Origin of the sequence: Rhodopila sp., assembly GCF_035548235.1 — a bacterium.
In the GTDB taxonomy this organism is placed as follows: Bacteria; Pseudomonadota; Alphaproteobacteria; order Acetobacterales; family Acetobacteraceae; genus Rhodopila.
In genome coordinates this window covers 1-18414 of the sequence record NZ_DASZTJ010000165.1, presented here as the reverse complement: position 1 = coordinate 18414, position 18414 = coordinate 1, and the positions used below count along the sequence as shown (strand labels likewise).

The following is an 18414-nucleotide window of genomic DNA, read 5'->3' as shown; positions in this document are numbered from 1 at the left end:
CCGCGCGACCAGGCGCACGGGCATCGCGCGATAGGAGGCCAGCGAGCGTCCCTGCATCGGGCCCGCCAGCCCGCCGCTGCCCGCGGGACTCCCAAGGGGGATGATGCGCGGCCCCGTCGGCATCGCCATGGGCCCGACCGGGTTGCGGTTCCAGCCGAAGCCGAACGGCGAGATGCCGGCGAACAGGGGACGGGCGGGCGTCGTCTGAAGTTCCTCGGGCCACGCGGCATAGACGCGGCTTTGGTAATCGCTCGCGAGGTCGGGCGTCGCCGAGTGGTACATCCCGACCGCTTTCGGCCAGGACTGGGTCTTCTCGTACAGCCGGCGCAGGAAGCGGGCGCCGTAATCGGCGTTGGCGGCCGGATCGAAGGCCTGCTCCAGGCTGGCGAACGCATTCGGGTGGTTGGTCAGGCTGATCTGCATGCAGCCGACGTCGATCGAGCGCGTGACATGCGGACGCATGCTGGCGGCCGCGGCGACCGCCTGCGCCTTGACGTCGTAGAAACTGCCCTGCCCGTCGGCGTTGATGGTCCAGGGCCAGGGATTGCGCTTGCCCGTGGCGGGATCGAGCCGCCCGCTTTCGACGCGGGCGATCGCCGCCAGCAGGCGCGCCGGGATCCCATGCGCCTGTTCCGCCGCCGCGATCGCCGGACGGCACAGATCGGACGCGGGATCGGCGGAGGCGGCGGGTGGGACAAACAGGGCCGCCAAAAGGGCCAGCAGGGCGAGGATGACGCGCCGGGACATGGCGCGCCGTATACGCGCAAGAAGTGAACAAACCGTTTACGGGCGGAAGCGGGGGCGACTTCAGCCCGGCCGGACCCCGCGCTATGCTCCCCGGTCCGCAGCCAGAAAGGAGCCGGCGATGGGGAGGAACTGGGACAAGTCCAAGATGCCGTCCCGCCACGTGACCGAGGGCCCGACGCGCGCACCCCATCGCAGCTACTACTACGCGATGGGCCTGACGGAAGCGCAGATCGACGCCCCGTTCGTCGGCGTCGCCACCTGTTGGAACGAGGCCGCGCCGTGCAACATCGCCTTGAACCGCCAGGCGCAGTCGGTGAAGCAGGGCGTGGACCAGGCGGGCGGCACGCCGCGGGAGTTCACCACGATCACCGTCACCGACGGCATCGCCATGGGGCATCAGGGGATGAAGTCCTCGCTGGTGTCGCGCGACCTGATCGCCGACAGCGTCGAATTGACGGTGCGGGGGCATTGCTATGACGCGCTGGTCGGCCTGGCGGGCTGCGACAAGTCGCTGCCGGGGATGATGATGGCGATGCTGCGGCTGAACGTCCCGTCGGTGTTCATGTATGGCGGCTCCATCCTGCCCGGTAATTTCCGCGGCAAGGACGTCACCATCGTCGATGTGTTCGAAGCCGTGGGCATGCACGCCGCCGGGCGGATGTCGGATGCCGACCTGCATGAGCTGGAATGCGTCGTCTGTCCCTCGGCCGGGGCGTGCGGCGGGCAGTTCACCGCCAACACGATGGCGACCGTTTCGGAAGCGATCGGCCTGGCGCTGCCCGGGTCGGCCGGATCGCCGGCGCCGTACGAGGAACGGGACCGTTTCGCCGTGGAATCGGGACGCGCGGTGATGGACCTGATCGAGAAGAACATCCGGCCGCGCGACATCGTGACCCGCAGGGCGCTGGAGAACGCCGCCGTCGTGGTCGGCGCCACCGGCGGTTCCACCAATGCCGGCCTGCATCTTCCGGCGATTGCGCACGAGGCCGGGATTCGTTTCACCATGGACGACGTGGTGGAGATCATGCGCCGGACGCCGTATATCGCCGACCTCAAGCCCGGCGGGAAATACGTGGCGCTGGATGTCCACAAGGTCGGCGGCATCCCGGTCATCATCAAGGCGCTGCTGGACGGCGGCCTGCTGCACGGCGACTGCCTGACCGTCACCGGCAGGACACTGGCCGAGAACCACAAGGACGTCGTGTTCCCGACCGGCCAGGACGTGATCTACCCGGTCTCCAGGCCGATCTCGCCGACCGGCGGGGTGGTCGGGCTGAAGGGCAGCCTGGCGCCCGACGGCGCGATCGTGAAGGTCGCCGGCATGAAGTCCCTGCGCTTCGAAGGCACCGCGCTTTGTTTCGATTCCGAGGAGGACGCGTTCGCCGCCGTCGACGCCCGCGCCTATAAGCCCGGTGACGTGATCGTGATCCGTTACGAAGGTCCCAAGGGCGGCCCCGGCATGCGGGAGATGCTGTCCACCACCAGCGCGATCTACGGCCAGGGCATGGGGGAGCAGGTGGCGCTGATCACCGACGGCCGGTTCTCGGGTGCGACGCGCGGGTTCTGCGTCGGCCATGTCGGGCCCGAAGCCGCCGTGGGCGGCCCGATCGCGCTGCTGAAGAACGGCGACAGGATCGTTATCGACGCCGAACGAGGCACCATCGACCTGCTGGTCCCCGAGGCGGACCTCGCCGCTCGGAAAGCCGCCTGGACGCCGCGGCGGACGGATTACAACGCCGGCGCCATCTGGAAATACGCGCAACTGGTGGGACCGGCGCATCTCGGGGCGACGACCCATCCGGGCGCCGCGGCCGAGACGCATTGTTACGCCAACATTTGACGCGCACCTGTTACAAAGTTTTTGTAACTGATAAGGCGGAGTCGGCGCCCTGCCGGCTTTCCGGGTTGCTATAGGGGAATCAGATGAAGCGACTTCTGGTCGGCGGTATGGTCTGTCTCATCGGATGGGGAGCGATCGGTTCCGCCATCGCGCAACCGCCGCCCGGTTATGCGCCGATCCCGCCGCCGCGGCATGAGGTCGTCCCACCGCCGCCGCCGGGCGGCCGCGTGGTCTGGGAGCCGGGCCACTGGCATTGGGATGGCGTACGGTATGTCTGGATCGGCGGCCATTACGTCGAACGCCGGCCGGGTCATTGGGTGCCGGGCCACTGGGTCTGGGCGCCGCGTCAAGGCCGCTGGGTCTGGGCGCCCGCGCACTGGCAGTAAAGGTCGCGTGACGGTCCCCGTGTCGTGGTCGGGCTTGTCCCGGCCATCCACGACCTTAACGATGTCAACTGGTTAAGAAGTCGTGGATGACCGGCTCAAGGCCGGTCTCGACACCAGGACCAAGGGCGTGCTCGAGCCTATCCGCCTTTCGCCAGCCGCGCGTCCAGCGCCAGGTATTCCGGCGAGCGTATCGCGACCGCGAGGTCCGCGGGTTCGGCCATCGGCGCGCGCTGTCCCGTCTTCAGCCCCTGCAGCGCCGCGCGGACCGCCAGCACCGTCGACGCCAGGATCTCCTGCGGGTAGATCACCATCTTGATGCCGATGCCCGCCAGCACGTCGTCCTTCGGCTTGAAGTGCTTGCCGCCCGGGTTGGTCACGGCGATCGAGGGCTTGCCCTTGCACGCTTCGACCGCGGCCCGCATCTCCTCCTCGGTCGCCGGGGAATCCAGGAACAGGATGTCGGCGCCTTCGTCCACGAAGTCCTTCAGCCGCGCCAGCGCCTCCTCGAACCCGCGCGAGGTGCGGGCATCGGTGCGCGCCAGTAACAACACGCCTTCTTCCCGCGCCGCCTGCACCGCCGCGCGGCAGCGCACCCGAGCCTCGTCGCGCTCGACGACGAGCTTCGCGCCCTTGTGGCCAAGCTGGCGGGGCCATTGCTTGTCCTCGATCAGCACGGCGGCCGCGCCGGCGCGGGCATAGGCGCGGATGGTCTTCTGCACCGCGATCGCGTTGCCATAGCCGGTGTCGCCGTCGGCGAGCCACATCACCTTGGGCGCGGCGGTGACCATCGTTTCGACCGCGTCGCGCATCTCGGGGAAGGTCAGCAGGTCCATGTCCGGCATCGCCAGGCGCATCGCCGAGATCGACGACCCCGAGGCGAAGCCGATGGCAAACCCGGCTTCCTCGACCAGCCGCGCGGCGAGGCCGTCGCCGCAGCCCGGTACGACCTGCAACCCGGGTTGATTCAGCAGATCCCGCATCGCGGCGGCGTATGGGCGCATGGACGATTTCCCCTCTGTCACTCGTGTGTCCGGATCGGACGGGGAACTCGTATTGTCGTTCCGTCGATACGTCCAGTGTGGAGGGCGGCCGACCGTAAGGCGAGGCGCCTGGCGCGGCGCTTGCGCGCCCAGATCAGCACGCCCGTCACCGACAGGACCGCCACGCCGATCCCCAGCAGGGCCACGGCGATCCGTCCGGCCAGCCCGGCGACCTGCCCGCTGTGCAGCGGGAATTGCAGGGCCAGGATCGTATCGCCGGTCCTGCCGCGTCCCGGGTCGTCCACGCGCAACACCGTCCCGCCGCTGTCGTCCAGGTAGACGATCGGCCGGCCGAAACCGGCGCCGCGTTCCGTCGGACGATCGAAGAAATACACCGCGTAGACGCCGGCCGAGCGGACGTCGAACAGGCCGCCGGGGCGGTAGCCCCAGCCGCGGCGCCGGCTTTCGGCCGCGGCGATCGCAACGGCCCGGTCATAGCCGATCCGCGTGCGTGCCGGGTCCGGATGGCGGTTTGCGAAGGCGACGAAGGGCGACGGGCTGAGATCGGCCACCAGGCCCAGGACCGGGCGGAACACCTGGTCCTCCAGCGTCAGGGCCACGCCGCTGATCGCCATCAGCAGCAGCATCAGCCACAGCCAGAGGCCCGTCGCACGATGCAGGTCGAGCGTCAGCCGATAGCCGCCGGCGCCGCGCTTGAGCCGCCAGGCCGGCCGCCATTTCGCCAGGAACGGCCGGCCGCGGGGCCAGGTCAGCACCAGGCCGGCGAAGCAGTCCAGCGCCCACAGGACCGCCACGCAGCCCATGAACACGGTGCCCGCCGGACCCGCCGCCAGCGTGCTGTGCAGGCGGTAGACGAACGGGACCAGGTGGCGCGCGGATAGGCAGCAGGCACCCCATTCGCGGCGCCCGAGGACGTCGCCGCTCGCGGGATCGAGGAAGACCTCGTCATAGTCCAGCGCATAGGGCTTGCCCGTGGCGGGGTCGGTGCGCGGCTGGACGAAGGCCGGCACGCTCTGGCCGGGCGGCACCCGGAAGGCGACATAGCGGATCTCGGCACGGGGATCCTGTTGCGCGAACCGCTGCGCCAACGTCCCGGGCGACAAGGTCCCGGGCGCCAAGGTTCCGGGCGCCAAGGTCCCGGGCGACACCATCTCCGGCGATGGGGCGGTCCCGGCCGTTCGGGCGCGATAGAGGTCCGGGTTGAGCCAGGCGTCCAACTCGCCCTGGAACGCGATCACGCTGCCGGTCAGGCCCGCCATCACCAGGAACGCCGCCATCGCCAGGCCCGCCCAGCGATGGAGGCGCAGCAGGACGGCGCGCGCGGCTACCACCGATAGGTCAGGCCGGCATAGACCTGGCGCTGGTAGCCATAGGCGCACCAGTTTCCATAGTAACAGGATGCGACGTAGCGGGCGTCGAGCAGGTTCTGCGCGTTGACGTGTACCTCCGCCCCGCTCAGCCGCGGCAGGGCCTTGCCCAGGTCGTAGCGGATCGCGGCATCCACCAGCGCCACGCCCGGTACCTTGAAACTGTTGTCGGCGCTGTAGCTGGGCCCGATATAGCGGACGCCGGCGCCCAGGCTCAGCCCGTCCAGCGTGCCGCCGGGGATCGTGTAATAGGCCCAGGCCGAAACCAGGTGCGACGGCACCGCTGGCAGGTGCTTGTCCTGCAGCCCGCTGTTGTCCTTGGTGTAGATCGTATCGAGGAACGTATAGGCGGCGATCAGGTTCAGGTTGTTGCTCAGGCTGGTGCGCGCTTCCAACTCGACGCCGCGCGACCGCGCCTCGCCCGATTGGATGCTGTTGCTGGGATTGACCGGGTCGGCGGTCAGCAGGTTCTGGCGGGTGAGGTCGAACAGGGCGGCCGTGAACAGGGCGTTGAAGCGCGTCGGCTGGTACTTCACACCGACTTCGTATTGATGGCTGCGCTCCGGCACGAAGGCGTTGCCATAAGCGTCGGATCCCAGCACGGGCGTGAAGGATTCCGAGTAGGCGAAATACGGCGCGATGCCGGTATCGAACACATAGGCCAATCCCGCTCGGCTGGTGAACGCGCTGGCGGATTGTTTCGCGTCAGTGCCGAAGGTGCGGTTCCGCTGGTCGGAGTCGATCCAGTCCTGCCGCCCCGACAGCGTCAGCACGAAGCCGCCCAGCTTCAACTGGTCCTGCAGGTACAGGCCGTACTGGTTCGCCGCGACGTTCATCGTGTAGCGCGAAGGCTGCACGATCGCCTGCGCATGGTCTGGCGCGAACATGTCCAGCGTGGGGGCGGCGCCGAAACCGGTGGTGTAGTCGCTGCCGAGGTGCTGGACGTCGAACCCGGCCAGCACGGTGTGCGACACCGGACCGGTATCGAAACGGGCCTGCACGCGGTTGTCGAAGGTGAACAGGTCGGACGTGTCGCGCGACGCGGCGGTGGCGCGATCGAGCGTGCGGAAATCCGGCTCCAGGCCGACCGTGTAGACCGAGGCATAGTCCTGGTTGATATGAAACCAACGGCCGTTGCTGCTGACCGACCAGACATCGTTCAGCCGCTTGTCGAACTTGTAGCCGAGGGAGATCTGCGTGCGGTCGAACTTCTCGAAGTTCTTGTCGCCGTCGTAGAAGTTCACCGGAATGGTGCCGAACGGATTGAACAGCACGCTGCCCTGCGGGACGATCGCGCCATAGGACGTGGCATACGGGTCGTGCTGGTAGATGCCCATCAGCGTGAGGCTGGTGTCGCCGTCGGGCCGCCAGGTGAACGAGGGTGCGATGGCGATCCGCTCGTTCAGCGTGCCGCTGACCTGGCCGTTCTCCCGCAGGCCGATGCCGGTGATCCGGTAGAGGTACTTGCCTTCGGCATCGAGCGGGCCGGAGAAGTCGAACGTGCTCTGCAGATGGGCGAAGTTGCCGAACTCGAAGCCGATTTCGTGCAACGGGGTCTCGGTCGGCATCTTGCTGACCATGTTGACCAGGCCGCCTGCCTGCGCCTGGCCATACAGGATGGAGGAGGGGCCTTTGAGGATGTCGATCCGTTCCATCAGATACGGGTCGAGCTGCGGGATGGCATACCAGCCATTGTCCATCAGCTTCATGCCGTTCAGGTACAGATCGGCGTCGAAGCCGCGGATCTTCAGCATGTCATAGCGGGTGGCGATGCCGCCCCGGGTCTCGGGCGCGACGCCGGCGGTGTAGCGGACGGCGCCGTTCAGCGTGTGGACATCCTGCTCGTCCATCTGGTCCCGGGTGACGACGTCGACCGATTGCGGCGTTTCCAGCAGCGGCGTGTCGGTCTTGGTCGCCGTCCGGTCGCGTTCGGCGACGTAGCCGCTGACCGGCGTGTCGGCGGTCTGCGCCGGCGCGCTGACGGAGACCTCCGGCAGGCTATGAGGCGTCCCGGCCGCGGACGGCGGCGCGGTCGTCTGGGCGGTCGCCTGGCCGGGGACTATCAAACCGGGGCATGCCAGGCCGGACAGGATGAACGAGGCGGGGAGGAGACGGCGAACGGCGAGAGGGCGGGCGGCAAGGCGGGGCATGGGGCTCCTTGATAAAATGCAAATGATAGTCATTCGCATTTATGGATAGCCTGATTGCGAATGAGTCGCAATGCGCCGTTACGCCCTGGTTACACGCATGCCGCCTCTCCGCGGCCTCGTTCCTCGGGTCACGAAAGGGTTACGGTCATCCGTCATGGGCCGGCCGAAGGGCCGCCCTGTGCCCGACCTCGGTACAGGGACGGGGCGGCACCGATGCGATCGACGCGGCCCGATCGAACGGCGGGGAGACACCACGGCCGCCGAAAACAAAACCGGCCCTGGACGGGTCCAGGGCCGGCTTCGGGTCAAAAACGGCGGCGGATCAGCGCTTGCTGAACTGGAAGCTGCGCCGAGCCTTGGCCTTGCCGTATTTCTTGCGCTCGACGGAGCGGGAGTCGCGGGTCAGGAAGCCGGCGACTTTCAGGATGCTCCGTAGGTCGGGCTCGTAATGGGACAGCGCGCGGCTGATGCCGTGACGCACCGCACCGGCCTGGCCGGACAATCCGCCACCCTCGACCGTGCAGATCACGTCGAACTGGTTGTAGCGGTCGGCGACCAGGAAGGGCTGGGTCAGCAGCATCCGCAGCACGGGGCGGGCGAAATACTGCACCACCTTGCGGCCGTTGACGGTGATCTCGCCCTTGCCGGGCTTGATCCACACGCGGGCGGTGGATTCCTTCCGCCGTCCGGTGGCATAGGCGCGGCCCCAGGCGTCACGCTTGGGCTCACGCTTCGGCGCGTCGGACAGGATAGGGGCGGGGGCCTGGATGCCGGCCTCGGCGGCGTCCGCCTCGGCGGCGGCCTGGCGGGCCGCCAGAGCGGCCTTCAGATCGGCCAGGGTGCCGGTCTGGTTTCCTGACATCAGTCTCAGTCCCTCTTGTTCTTCGGGTTCAGCGCCGCGACGTCCAGCGGCTTGGGCTGCTGACCGTCATGCGGGTGTTCGGCGCCGCTGTACACATGCAGGTGCTTCATCTGCTTCCGCTGCAGCGGGCCGCGGGTGATCATCCGCTCCACCGCTTTCTCAAGCACTTGCTCGGGCCGCTTGGAGCCCAGGGTCTGGCGGATCGAGCGACCCTTGATGCCGCCCGGATACCCGGTGTGGTAATAAAAGACTGACTGGTCGGCCTTGTTGCCGGTCACGCGCACCTTGGCGGCGTTGACCACAACGACGTTGTCGCCGCAATCGACATGCGGGGTGAATTGCGGCTTGTGCTTGCCGCGCAGGCGATTGGCGATGACGACGGCGAGGCGGCCGAGGACGACGCCCTCGGCATCGATCAGCACCCAGTCCTTCTTCACCTCCGACGGCTTGATCGAGGGTGTGGATTTCAGCATGGAGTGTAACAGGGTCCAATGGTTCGGAAGCCGCGCCTTATGGGCGGGTAAGTCCGTGGGGTCAAGCCCGTTTTGCGGGTAAACCCCATGACATGGCCGCTTTGCTTTAATCATAGGGCGCTGCGCGGCGCCGGGCACCGCCGCCGGACCGTGTCATCCGGGCTCGCAACCTTGGCCCAGGGACCTTGGCCCAGGGACCTTGGCCATCTGGTCCCGGCGGCCCGGTCCCGGCAGGACCTTCTTGCATTGGGCCCCGGCATGCCGATCTTATTGTGCACCGCGGCATGATCCGCGGGTCCCGCCGTTTTGTGTATACGATCGTCAAGCGAGCCCGTCGCATGCCGCACCCCTTATGCCGTTGCGTTTGACAGCATCGCCTGACCGGACCCCTGGCCGGACCCCTGGCCGGACCCCTGGTCCGATCCCCGGCAAGCCCCGCCGCGTGATTTCCCGGCGGGGCAACCTCCGCGTCCCCGGGGCGGACCTGCATCGCCTGCCGACGCGCGTCGACCTGTCGGGCGTCAGCGTGATGGAAGGCCTCCGCACCACCATCGCCGCCGGCGTGTCGCTGCTGCCGGTGAACTGGGTCGCCTCCGACGTGCTGCTGGTCATGGGCGTCGGCGCGCTGGTCGTCTGCTTCAGCGATACCGGCGGCCCGACCCGCCAGCGCATTCCGCCGATGCTGGTGCTGACGGTGCTGGGCGCGCTGGCCTGGGGGCTGTTCGGCATGCTGCGCGGCCTGGGCCTGGTCTACGTGGTCCCGGCCGCCATCCTGTGCGTGTTCGCCAACGCGCTGGCCAGGGTGTGGGGCGTGGCCGGGACCTCCATCGGCAACGTGCTGACCGTCATCATCGCCCTGGCGCTGGACCTGCCGCTGACGGGCACCCAGGCGCTCCGATTCGGCGGGGCGTTCGTCGCCGGCGGGGCCTGGGCCTGTTTGCTGACCGTCCTGCTGCTGGGATCGGACCGCTACCGCCCGGTGACCCGGTCGGTGAACGAGGTGTGGGCGCTGCTGATCGACCTCACCCGCGACCTGTCCGCCCTGGCACGGAACCAGGCGGGCGGCGGGCGCAACAGCGACTCGGAGTGGCATGCGCACGCCCATGTCCATCGCCGCGCCGTGCGGGAATCGATCGAACGCGCCCGCGCCGCCAGCGCCGGGACCTTCCGCCGGCCCGGCCCGTCGTCATCCCGAGCGATGGCGAACCTGCTGCGGCTGGAGGTGGCGGAACGGATATTCGGGGCGCTGATCGTGACCTCGGACCTCATCGAGCACGATCCGAACCCGGACACGCAGCAACAGGCCGCCCGGCTGCTGCGGCGGTTGCAGCGGCTGCTGCCCAAGGTGGGGGGCGCCGACCCGGTGACCGATGTCAATCGGGTGGCACGGGCCATCGCGCGGATCGGGGCGGCGTCGGGCGGGCCGCCGGCGTTGCGCGCGGTCTCGGCCACGATCGCGGAATGGAGCTTGGCCGCGCTCCGTCTCAAGCAGGATGCCAAGGCGGCCTCCTTCCGTTCGGTCATCAGCCCCCTGCCGGTCGAGCAAGGCTCGTTCTGGGAGCCGCTGCGCGCGAACCTGAGCTGGAATTCGGCGATCCTGCGCCATGCGGTGCGGGTGACCGTGGTGACCGTGCCGGCGATGACGGTCGCGCTGGTGTTCTGGAACCCTTACTCGCACTGGCTGAGCTACTCCGTGGCGCTGACGATGCAGCCGTTCTTCAGCGCCTCCTGGCAGCGTGTGCTGGAACGGGGCGGCGGGACGGTCGTCGGTGCGCTGATCGGCGGCGGGCTGGCGTTCCTGCCCCAGACGCCGCTGGTCCACGCCGCGCTGCTGCTGCCGCTGAGCATCCTGGGGTTTTCCGCGCGGCAAGTCAGCTATGGCGCGTTCATCGCCTGCATGACGCCGCTGGTCGTGCTGCTGTTCGACATCGCGGAGCCGGGCCACAGCGAGTGGACGATCGCGATGATGCGCATCGCCTACACGATCGCCGGCGGCGCCCTGACGATGGCCGCCAGCTTCCTGCTGTGGCCGAGTTGGGAGCCGCAGCGGCTGCGCGTGGAGTTCCATGCGACGATGGGCGCGTATGCGGCGCTGGCGGGCCGCACGGCGATGCGGCTGGCGGGGCAGGCGAGCGAGCAGGACCTGGCGGAAGCGCGCCGTGCCGCCGGCGTCGCCACGAACAATTTCGAGGCGTCGCTGTCGCGGGCCCTGCAGGAGCCGAGGCGGGGCCGGGGGCCGGCGTTGCGCACGGCGCTGCTGGCGGATGCGGCGTTCCGCCGGCTGGGCGCGCTGCTGATGACGCTGGAACGCACCGCGAGCCTGGGGAACGAGACGGAACGCCAGGGCTGGCGGGACTGGTCGGGCTGGCTGGAGCAGGCGCTGAACGCCACCGGCCCCGCCACGCCGCCCGCGGCGCCGGGGACGACCGATTTCGCCCGGGACGTGGGCCTGCGCGTCCAGGCACACCTGACGCTGCTGCACGAGGCGGGGGCGTCGCTCGACCGGGTGGGATGACGGCGGGACCGTCCCGGCAGCCTCCCCCTCGTCGCGGCCCGGCTCGAGGCAGGGCGCGACCGGGCCATCTCTTCCCCCCCCGACGCCAGATGGCCCGGTCGAGCCGGACCACGACGAGGGGCCGGACCATGACGAGGGGAGGACTCCGGCATAGTGGCATCCTGACGGGCCGTGGTGCCCGCCACGGCCATCGCGAGAAACAGGCGGACGTTTGTCCGCGACGCCACTTATGGTACGTCACCGCCTCTCCAAGGATAAGGGCGGATGACATGCCGGTGCCGACCGACGCCCAACCCGTCCGGGCCCATGGGCGTGAGCGGCTGCGCGAATGGACCCTGACCGGGCTTCTGGTGTTCGAGGTCCTGCTGCTGTTCGTCGGCGTGCCCATCGGTGCGACGTTCAAAGCCCAATGGCCGATGACGACGGGCGCCATCCTCGCGCTGGTGATGGTCAGCACGGTCGTGATCATGTCCCGCAGCACGGGTGCATGGATCGTCGCGACGGTCGCGGTGCTCCTGGCGGGCGCCGGGCTGTTCCTGCGGGTCACCGAACCCTCGGCCATCACGGTCTGGCTCGGGCACCTTGCGGCGATCGCCAGCGTGTTCGCGCTGTCGATCGTGATCGCCAGGGTCGTCTTCGGACCCGGCCGCGTGACGACCCACCGGATCCAGGGCGCCATCGTGCTGTACCTGAACGTGGCGGTCACGTTCACCTCGGCCTATCGCCTCGTCCTGGAACTCAACCCAACCGCCTTCGCCGGCGTTCCGCTCGGCCTGCCGGAGACGGCGGCGTTCGAGAACATGCTTTACTTCAGCTTCACGACCCTGACCTCCACTGGCTATGGCGAGTTGCTGCCGATCAGCCCCGCCGCACGCAGCCTGGCGAACCTGGAGGCCATTACAGGGCAGTTATATCTGGCGATACTGCTGGCGCGCCTCGTTACGCTGCACGTCGAGAGCCGTTCCAGGTAGGGAACGCCGTCGCCGCTTGTTACATGGGCGGCATTGTATCCGGCGCGTCGTTGCACTACGGTAAAGGCAAGCGTGAATGCGCATGCCGGACCTGGTGAGGATAAAAGGTCACGCGAAACATTGGGCTAGGGTGCGTCAGCTTCATTTCTGGGAAAAATCATGCGGAGACCTTCCACCGTCACGTCCGTCCTGGCGTGCCTGCTGATGCTCGCGGCGGTGGCCGTGGGACCCGTCCTGGCCGCATCGCCGGCGCCCACGGTCTGGCCGCATACGATCACCGTCAACAACGCGAGCGTCACCGTCTATCAGCCGCAGGCGATGGCCTGGCCCGATCATGAGGTGCTGACCGCCCGTGCCGCGATCGCCGTCACGCCGGCCGCCGGCGGCGCACCCGTGCTGGGCACGATCGAGCTCAAGCTGAAGACGCGTACCGACCCCACGGGGCAGCAGGTATCCCTGTCCGATCCGGAACTGGTGTCGTCGCATTTCCCCGCCCTGGACACGGAAGCGGCCACCCGCCTGGACGGGCAGATCAGGTCGGCCCTGCCGACCGTGCAGATGAACCCCGTGGCGGTCGATTCGATCCTGCTGAGCCTGAAGGGCCAGGCGGAGGCGGCGACCGTCGAGGTCAAGAACGACCCGCCCGTCATCTTCGTCAGCGACAAGCCGGCGAGTCTCGTGGTCTTCGACGGCGATCCGGTGCTGGCGCCGGTGGGAAAGACCGGCCTGTCCTTCGCGATGAACACCAACTGGGAGGTCTTCAGCGACGGCCATGCCTGGTACCTGCTGAACGACGGGACGTGGTTCCGGGCGCCGGCCTTCTCCGGCCCCTATACGCCGACGACCCAGTTGCCGCCGGCGTTTTCCGCGCTGCCGCACGAGGACGTCTTCGCACCGGCGCGCAAGGCCGTGCCGCCTTCCAGGAAGCAGCCCGCCTCTATCCCGGCGATCTTCGTCAGCACCAAGCCGGCGGAGATCATCGTCACCCAGGGACCGCCGCAATTCGCGCCGGTTCCCGGCACCACGCTGCAATCCGTCAAGAACACCGGCAGCACGCTGTTCTTCCAGCCCTCCGGCGGGACGTTCTATCTGCTGGTCTCGGGGCGCTGGTTCTCGGCCAAGGGGCTTGACGGTCCCTGGACCTTCGCGACGGACCACCTGCCGCCCGATTTCGCGATGATCCCGCCGAAGGCGCCGCAGGCGGCGGTGCTGCCGTCGGTGCCGGGGACCGCGCAGGCGCAGCTTGCCGTGCTGCAGGCGCAGGTACCGCACCAGGCGACGCTGCCGAAGACGGTCAAGGTCAAGGTGGTCTATGCCGGCCCGCCCCAGTTCAAGCCGATCCCCGGCACGCCGCTGACATATGCGGTGAACACCACGTTCCAGGTGATCGAGACCGGCGGGAAGTATTACGTCTGCTACCAGGGGGCGTGGTTCGTCGGTCCCTCGCCGAACGGTCCGTGGGTCCTGGCCGAGAGCGTGCCCCCGGTCATCTACGCGATCCCGCCGAGCAGCCCGCTTTATCCGGTGACGTATGTGAAGGTGTACACGGTGACGCCGACGGCGGTCACGTACGGCTACACCGCCGGCTATGTGATGGGCTACGCGTCCGCGGGCGTGATCGTCTATGGCACGGGCTATTACTATCCGCCCGTGGTCATTCCCGGCCCGGTGCCGGTCTATTACCCGTATCCTTACTCCTATGCCGGCAATGTCTGGTACAATTCGACGACCGGTGCCTGGGCGCGCGGCGGCACGATCTATGGGCCGTACGGCGGCGTCGCGACCGGGGGCACGTATTACAACCCGAACAATGGCGCCTGGGGCCGAGCGGGGGCGATCTATGGACCCAATGGCGGGGTAGGGGGCTTCTCCTACTACAACCCCAGCACGGGCGGCTATGCGCACGGGTCGGCGTCCTGGAGCAACGGCAGCGGGTACGCGCAGGCAAGCTACTACAACCCGCATACCGGCGTGTCGGGATCCACCCAGCAGAACTTCAACCCGTATTCCCGCTGGGGATCGAGCACCTTCACCGGCCCCAACCAGACGGTGAACACGAAAAGCGGCAGCAACGCCCATGGGTCGGCGGGCGGCTTTTCCTCCTCCACCGGCGCCGAAGGTGCGGGCTATCGCGGCGTCAACGGCAACAAGGGTGGCGTCGCGAAGACGCAGAACGGCGACGTCTATGCCGGCCATGACGGCAACGTCTACCAGCACAGTTCCGATGGCTGGTCCAAATGGAACAATGGCGGTTGGCAGCCGGTGAACCCGCCGTCCAGGACGAGCCCCCAAGGGACGAATATCCAGGGGACGAATACCCAAGGGGCGAATACCCTGGGTGGGACCCAGGGGGCGAAGCAGGGTGGGACCCAAAGCGGTGCGAACCGCACGACGCGGTCGTCGCTGGATACGTCGTCGTACAACCAGCTCGAACAGGACCGGCAGGCGCGCAACGCCGGGCGCTATGGCGGGAGTCGTTACGGCTCCGGCGGATATGGCGGCCGGTTCGGCGGCGGAGAGGGCGGCGGGCGCTTCCGGCGCTAGCGATCAACACAAAGGAAACCATCATGGCAATCCCTGTTGCGAACGCGCGGACCTTGGTGGCCGCCCTGCTGCTTTGCGCCTCCGCCGTGACGGCGGCGGCGCAGCAGCCGACCCAGGCACAAGCCAGCGCCGTCAAGCAATATTGCCGAAGCGACTACCAGGCCTATTGCGCCAGCGTCCCACCCGGCGGCGCTGCATCGTTGCAATGCCTGCAGCAGAACGTCGCCAGCCTGTCGCCGACTTGCGGCAACGCGGTCAGGGCCGCGACCGGTGGCGGGGCGGCGAACACCACGGCCCAGGCGTCGGCCGCGCCTGTCGCCATGCCCCCCTCTGGTATGCCCCCCTCCGGTATGTCGCCGCGGCAGGAGGCCGGGCTCATGCGTCGCGCCTGCGCCGGCGACTATCGCGCGTATTGTTCCGGCGTTCCCCTCGGCGGCGGCCGCGCCATCGGCTGCCTGTCGGCCAACGAAAAACGCTTGTCGCCGTCCTGCCGAGGCGCCATGGCCGGGATGCGCGGCGGGCGGTAAGGCTGTTTCTGATCCGGACCAAGGAAGGCGCTGCATGATGTCGAGACTTCGTTACTGGGCCGTCGCCTTCGCCGTCCTGGGCCTTGCGGCCTGCAACAAGGCGCAGGTGAACACGGACGCTTCCTATTACGGGCCGGCGCTGCCACGGCCCGACCATGTGCTGGTCTCCTATTTTTCCGTCTCGCCCGACCAGGTGCGGCTTGACCAGGGGATCGCCGCCAGGATCCAGCGGGCCGCCGGCGACCAGCCGATGGGTGCCGACCAGTATGCGGCGGCACAGGCCACGCAGGCCGCGCTGGCGCAGCGCCTCGTCGACCGGCTGCGCGGTTATGGCCTGCCGGCCCAAATCGCGCCGGCCTATCCCATGCCGGGCACCAAGCTGCTGGTGCAGGGGCAGCTTGTCGCCATCGACCAGGGCAACCGGACCCGGCGGACGCTGATCGGCTTCGGTGCCGGCAAAAGCACCGTCAGCGCCGACTCGCAGCTCTATTTCGCCGCCGGTGCGGAGCAGCCGCGGTTCCTGACGGCGTTCAATGGAGAGGCCGATAGCGGCCACATGCCGGGGGCAGCCGAGACGATGGGGGCGGGCGCGGCGGCGCAGCGTCTGGCGACCTCGGCGGCGGTCACCGGCGCCACGCATGCCGGTTTGGAGACCCGCCGGGCAACCGATACGGCCGAGGCAGATCGGTTGGCGGATGCCCTGGCGAGCCGGGTGGGGCAGTTCGCGGTGTCGCAAGGCTGGATTCCGACGACGGCGATCCGGTAGCCTTCCGTCCTCTTGCGGGCGGGAGGAACGGAATGCGCTGGCTGGCTCTGATCTTCGTGCTTTTGCTGACCCCGGCCGGCGCGGCGGAGCCGCAGACGCGTGAACAATGGATGACCCTGCCGCCGACGCCCACGCTGCCGGCGGCGAACCGCAGCGGCCTGGCGTCCGTGAACGGCATCCGCGTCTGGTATGCCGTTTTCGGCCACGGGTTGCCGGTGGTGCTGCTGCATGGCGGGCTGGCGAACGCCAATTACTGGGGCCAGCAGGTCCGAGCGTTGCAGGGCCGGTACCAGGTGATCGTCATGGACAGCCGGGGGCATGGCCGCAGCAGCCGCGACGCCACCCCGTTCGGCTACGACCTGATGGCATCCGACGTGCTCGGGTTGATGGATGTCCTGCACGTCCGCAAGGCGGCCATCGTCGGGTGGAGCGACGGCGCCATCATCGGCCTGGACATCGCGATGCACCATCCCGAGCGGGTCAGCAAACTGTTCGCGTTCGCCGCCAACTCCGACCCGTCAGGCGTGGCGGACATCGCCGGCAGCCCTGTCTTCAACGCTTTCATCAGCCGTGCCGAGGGCGAATACCGGCACCTGTCGCCCACCCCCGACGGCTACAAGGACTTCCTGGCGCAGATCGAGAAGATGTGGGCGTCCCAACCGCATTGGTCGGCTGCGGACCTGGCCTCGATCAAGGTGCCGACCTGGATCGTGGATGCCGACCACGACGAGGCGATCAAGCGCGAGAACACCGAGTTCATGGCCGCGCACATCCCTGGTGCCGGGTTGCTGTTGCAGCCGGAGGTGAGCCATTTCTCCTTCCTGCAGGACCCCGTCCAGTTCGATGACGACGTGCTGCACTTCCTGGAACATGTGCCGCCGGCGAAGTGGTAACGAGAGAAACCGGCTTACGCCCCGGGACGGGAAGAGGGGGCGGACGGACGGGCTTGGTCAGCGGGCGCTGGCGGTCTGCACCCGGCCGCCGTCGCCGACCTCGTCCGGCAGGTTGATCGCCACTTTCTGTCCCACCGTCAGCCCGTCGGCGATGGAGGCGTTGATGCCGTCGGTCGTCGCCACCGTCACGGGACGCAGATGGATCGTCTGGTCGCTGTCCACATCCGCCACCATCGTCCGTGACCCGCGCACGATCAGGCCGCCCACGGGGATTTCGGGATAGCTCTGCACCGGCACGTGCAGCGTCACATAGGCGAAGGCGCCCGGCACCAGGAACCGATCGCTGTTGTCGAGGTCCAGTTCCACGAACAAGGTTCGCGTGCGTGGGTCGAGCTCGTCGGAGGTGCGGGCGATCCGCGCCTCTTTCTTGCGTGCCGAATTCGACCCGTCGGCGACGTCCGCGAGGTCGCCGACATGCACATAGGGCACGTCACGCTGCTCCACATAGACATCGACGCGCAGCCGGCTTTCGTCCGCGATCGTCACGATCGGCTGGTTGCTGGTCTTGTTGGTGGTGGAGTTCTGCACCAGCGCGCCCTTGTCGACAAAGCGCGCGGTGACCACGCCGTCGAACGGGGCGCGGATGTCCTCATACGATTTCATCGTCGCCATCTGGCCGACGGTGGCGACGGCCATGGTGTAGTCCGTCTCGGCCTGGTCGGCCGCCTGCCGCGACGTCCAGCCGCGCGCCACCAGGTCCTTGGCACGCTCCCAGTTGCGCTTCTTGTTCTGCATGTCCTGCACGGCCGAATCATATTGCTGGTCCGTTTCGACCGACGCGACGGTGGCAAGCAGTTGTCCCGCCTTCACGTGGTCGCCCCGATCGACCAGGATCGAGGTGACATAGCCGCTGACCTTGGCGTAGAGCGTGGCCGTTTGATACGCTCGCGTATCGCCGAGGAGGGAGATCCGGCGTTCCTTGGGTCCTTGCGTGACGGTGACGACCTGGACGACGGGGCCGCGCGCCACGTCTTCTGCCAGCACCTGGCGGGACACGGCCAGCGCCTCGGCCTTGTCATGGCGCATCACCACCGCGCCCAGGGCGGCACCGGCGATCACGGCGATGCCGATCAGGTACAACAGAACAGAGCCCCAGCGACTGCGTTTAGTCATACGAGATGTCTCCGGTTCCCGTCTGGCCCGCCGCCTCGGCGGTGAAACGGGTATCGAGTGTATGAAGCGACGGTGGTTTCCGGCGCAACAACGTGTAGAAGACCGGCACGATGAACAGCGTCGCCAGCGTCGCGACCACCAGTCCGCCAATCACCGCTCGGCCCAACGGCGCGTTCTGCTCACCGGCATCGCCGAGGCC

Annotated in this window: 16 protein-coding genes; 8 read left to right on the top strand and 8 right to left on the bottom strand. The window is 68.4% G+C overall.

Annotated elements, in window-relative coordinates:
- A partial coding sequence (locus tag VHB27_RS13645) for a lytic transglycosylase domain-containing protein (protein WP_325601277.1) occupies positions 1-747 on the bottom strand: 747 nt, incomplete at its 3' end.
- Positions 748-865: 118 nt separating this feature from the next.
- Between VHB27_RS13645 and ilvD the strand changes: the two genes are divergently transcribed.
- Complete coding sequence (gene ilvD / locus VHB27_RS13640) at positions 866-2587, top strand: dihydroxy-acid dehydratase (protein ID WP_325601275.1); 1722 nt, start codon at positions 866-868, stop codon at positions 2585-2587.
- Between the two features lie 83 nt (positions 2588-2670).
- Complete coding sequence (locus VHB27_RS13635) at positions 2671-2973, top strand: hypothetical protein (protein ID WP_325601273.1); 303 nt, start codon at positions 2671-2673, stop codon at positions 2971-2973.
- A 137-nt stretch (positions 2974-3110) separates the two neighbouring features.
- On the opposite strand, the gene VHB27_RS13630 is transcribed toward VHB27_RS13635, so the two are convergent.
- The 5 genes from VHB27_RS13630 to rplM all read right to left on the bottom strand — a co-directional run bounded on the left by VHB27_RS13630 (position 3111) and on the right by rplM (position 8823).
- Entirely contained in the window at positions 3111-3974 is an 864-nt protein-coding gene (locus VHB27_RS13630) for an isocitrate lyase/PEP mutase family protein (protein WP_325601271.1), read from the bottom strand.
- A gap of 17 nt (positions 3975-3991) precedes the next feature.
- Positions 3992-5305 (bottom strand): PepSY-associated TM helix domain-containing protein, encoded by a 1314-nt coding sequence (locus VHB27_RS13625; RefSeq protein WP_325601269.1) that lies wholly within the window; start codon positions 5303-5305, stop codon positions 3992-3994.
- Positions 5299-7491: a TonB-dependent siderophore receptor gene (locus VHB27_RS13620; RefSeq protein ID WP_325601267.1), complete on the bottom strand. Its 2193-nt coding sequence runs from the start codon at positions 7489-7491 to the stop codon at positions 5299-5301. Before VHB27_RS13620 ends, VHB27_RS13625 begins: the two co-directional genes overlap by 7 nt.
- A 322-nt stretch (positions 7492-7813) precedes the next feature.
- On the bottom strand, positions 7814-8353 hold the full coding sequence (gene rpsI / locus VHB27_RS13615) for a 30S ribosomal protein S9 (RefSeq protein ID WP_325601265.1): 540 nt from the start codon (positions 8351-8353) through the stop codon (positions 7814-7816).
- A gap of 5 nt (positions 8354-8358) precedes the next feature.
- Positions 8359-8823 carry a 50S ribosomal protein L13 gene (gene rplM, locus VHB27_RS13610; protein ID WP_325601278.1) on the bottom strand — a complete coding sequence of 155 codons (465 nt, stop codon included), beginning with the start codon at positions 8821-8823 and terminating at the stop codon, positions 8359-8361.
- A 445-nt stretch (positions 8824-9268) separates the two neighbouring features.
- Here rplM and VHB27_RS13605 point away from each other — a divergent pair, with 445 nt between their 5' ends.
- From VHB27_RS13605 to VHB27_RS13580, 6 genes are all read left to right on the top strand, one after another.
- Entirely contained in the window at positions 9269-11341 is a 2073-nt protein-coding gene (locus tag VHB27_RS13605) for an FUSC family protein (RefSeq protein WP_325601263.1), read from the top strand.
- Positions 11342-11610: 269 nt separating this feature from the next.
- On the top strand, positions 11611-12312 hold the full coding sequence (locus VHB27_RS13600) for a potassium channel family protein (protein ID WP_325601261.1): 702 nt from the start codon (positions 11611-11613) through the stop codon (positions 12310-12312).
- 159 nt (positions 12313-12471) lie between these two features.
- Positions 12472-14856, top strand: coding sequence for a hypothetical protein (locus VHB27_RS13595; RefSeq protein ID WP_325601259.1), 2385 nt, complete (start codon positions 12472-12474; stop codon positions 14854-14856).
- 23 nt (positions 14857-14879) lie between these two features.
- A complete protein-coding gene (locus tag VHB27_RS13590; RefSeq protein ID WP_325601257.1) occupies positions 14880-15383 on the top strand; it encodes a cysteine rich repeat-containing protein in 504 nt (167 codons plus the stop codon).
- A gap of 34 nt (positions 15384-15417) precedes the next feature.
- The gene (locus VHB27_RS13585) at positions 15418-16149 is read left to right on the top strand and encodes a DUF4410 domain-containing protein (RefSeq protein WP_325601255.1); all 732 of its coding nucleotides are present in this window, start codon (positions 15418-15420) and stop codon (positions 16147-16149) included.
- Positions 16150-16181: 32 nt separating this feature from the next.
- Positions 16182-17042 carry an alpha/beta fold hydrolase gene (locus VHB27_RS13580; protein WP_325601253.1) on the top strand — a complete coding sequence of 287 codons (861 nt, stop codon included), beginning with the start codon at positions 16182-16184 and terminating at the stop codon, positions 17040-17042.
- Between the two features lie 57 nt (positions 17043-17099).
- On the opposite strand, the gene VHB27_RS13575 is transcribed toward VHB27_RS13580, so the two are convergent.
- Together VHB27_RS13575 and VHB27_RS13570 are read right to left on the bottom strand one after the other, a co-directional pair.
- Positions 17100-18215: an efflux RND transporter periplasmic adaptor subunit gene (locus VHB27_RS13575; RefSeq protein WP_325601250.1), complete on the bottom strand. Its 1116-nt coding sequence runs from the start codon at positions 18213-18215 to the stop codon at positions 17100-17102.
- On the bottom strand, positions 18208-18414 hold a 207-nt coding region (locus VHB27_RS13570), incomplete at its 5' end, for an efflux RND transporter permease subunit (protein WP_325601248.1). The genes VHB27_RS13570 and VHB27_RS13575, both read right to left, overlap by 8 nt.

What these genes read in the sequence shown, in the direction of transcription:
- rpsI (WP_325601265.1), bottom strand. Translation starts at nt 8,353, where the DNA reads ATGTCAGGAAACCAGACCGGCACCCTGGCCGATCTGAAGGCCGCTCTG.
- VHB27_RS13595 (WP_325601259.1), top strand. Translation starts at nt 12,472, where the DNA reads ATGCGGAGACCTTCCACCGTCACGTCCGTCCTGGCGTGCCTGCTGATG.
- VHB27_RS13620 (WP_325601267.1), bottom strand. Translation starts at nt 7,491, where the DNA reads ATGCCCCGCCTTGCCGCCCGCCCTCTCGCCGTTCGCCGTCTCCTCCCC.
- VHB27_RS13580 (WP_325601253.1), top strand. Translation starts at nt 16,182, where the DNA reads ATGCGCTGGCTGGCTCTGATCTTCGTGCTTTTGCTGACCCCGGCCGGC.
- VHB27_RS13635 (WP_325601273.1), top strand. Translation starts at nt 2,671, where the DNA reads ATGAAGCGACTTCTGGTCGGCGGTATGGTCTGTCTCATCGGATGGGGA.
- VHB27_RS13575 (WP_325601250.1), bottom strand. Translation starts at nt 18,215, where the DNA reads ATGACTAAACGCAGTCGCTGGGGCTCTGTTCTGTTGTACCTGATCGGC.
- ilvD (WP_325601275.1), top strand. Translation starts at nt 866, where the DNA reads ATGGGGAGGAACTGGGACAAGTCCAAGATGCCGTCCCGCCACGTGACC.
- VHB27_RS13585 (WP_325601255.1), top strand. Translation starts at nt 15,418, where the DNA reads ATGATGTCGAGACTTCGTTACTGGGCCGTCGCCTTCGCCGTCCTGGGC.
- VHB27_RS13630 (WP_325601271.1), bottom strand. Translation starts at nt 3,974, where the DNA reads ATGCGCCCATACGCCGCCGCGATGCGGGATCTGCTGAATCAACCCGGG.
- VHB27_RS13590 (WP_325601257.1), top strand. Translation starts at nt 14,880, where the DNA reads ATGGCAATCCCTGTTGCGAACGCGCGGACCTTGGTGGCCGCCCTGCTG.
- VHB27_RS13600 (WP_325601261.1), top strand. Translation starts at nt 11,611, where the DNA reads ATGCCGGTGCCGACCGACGCCCAACCCGTCCGGGCCCATGGGCGTGAG.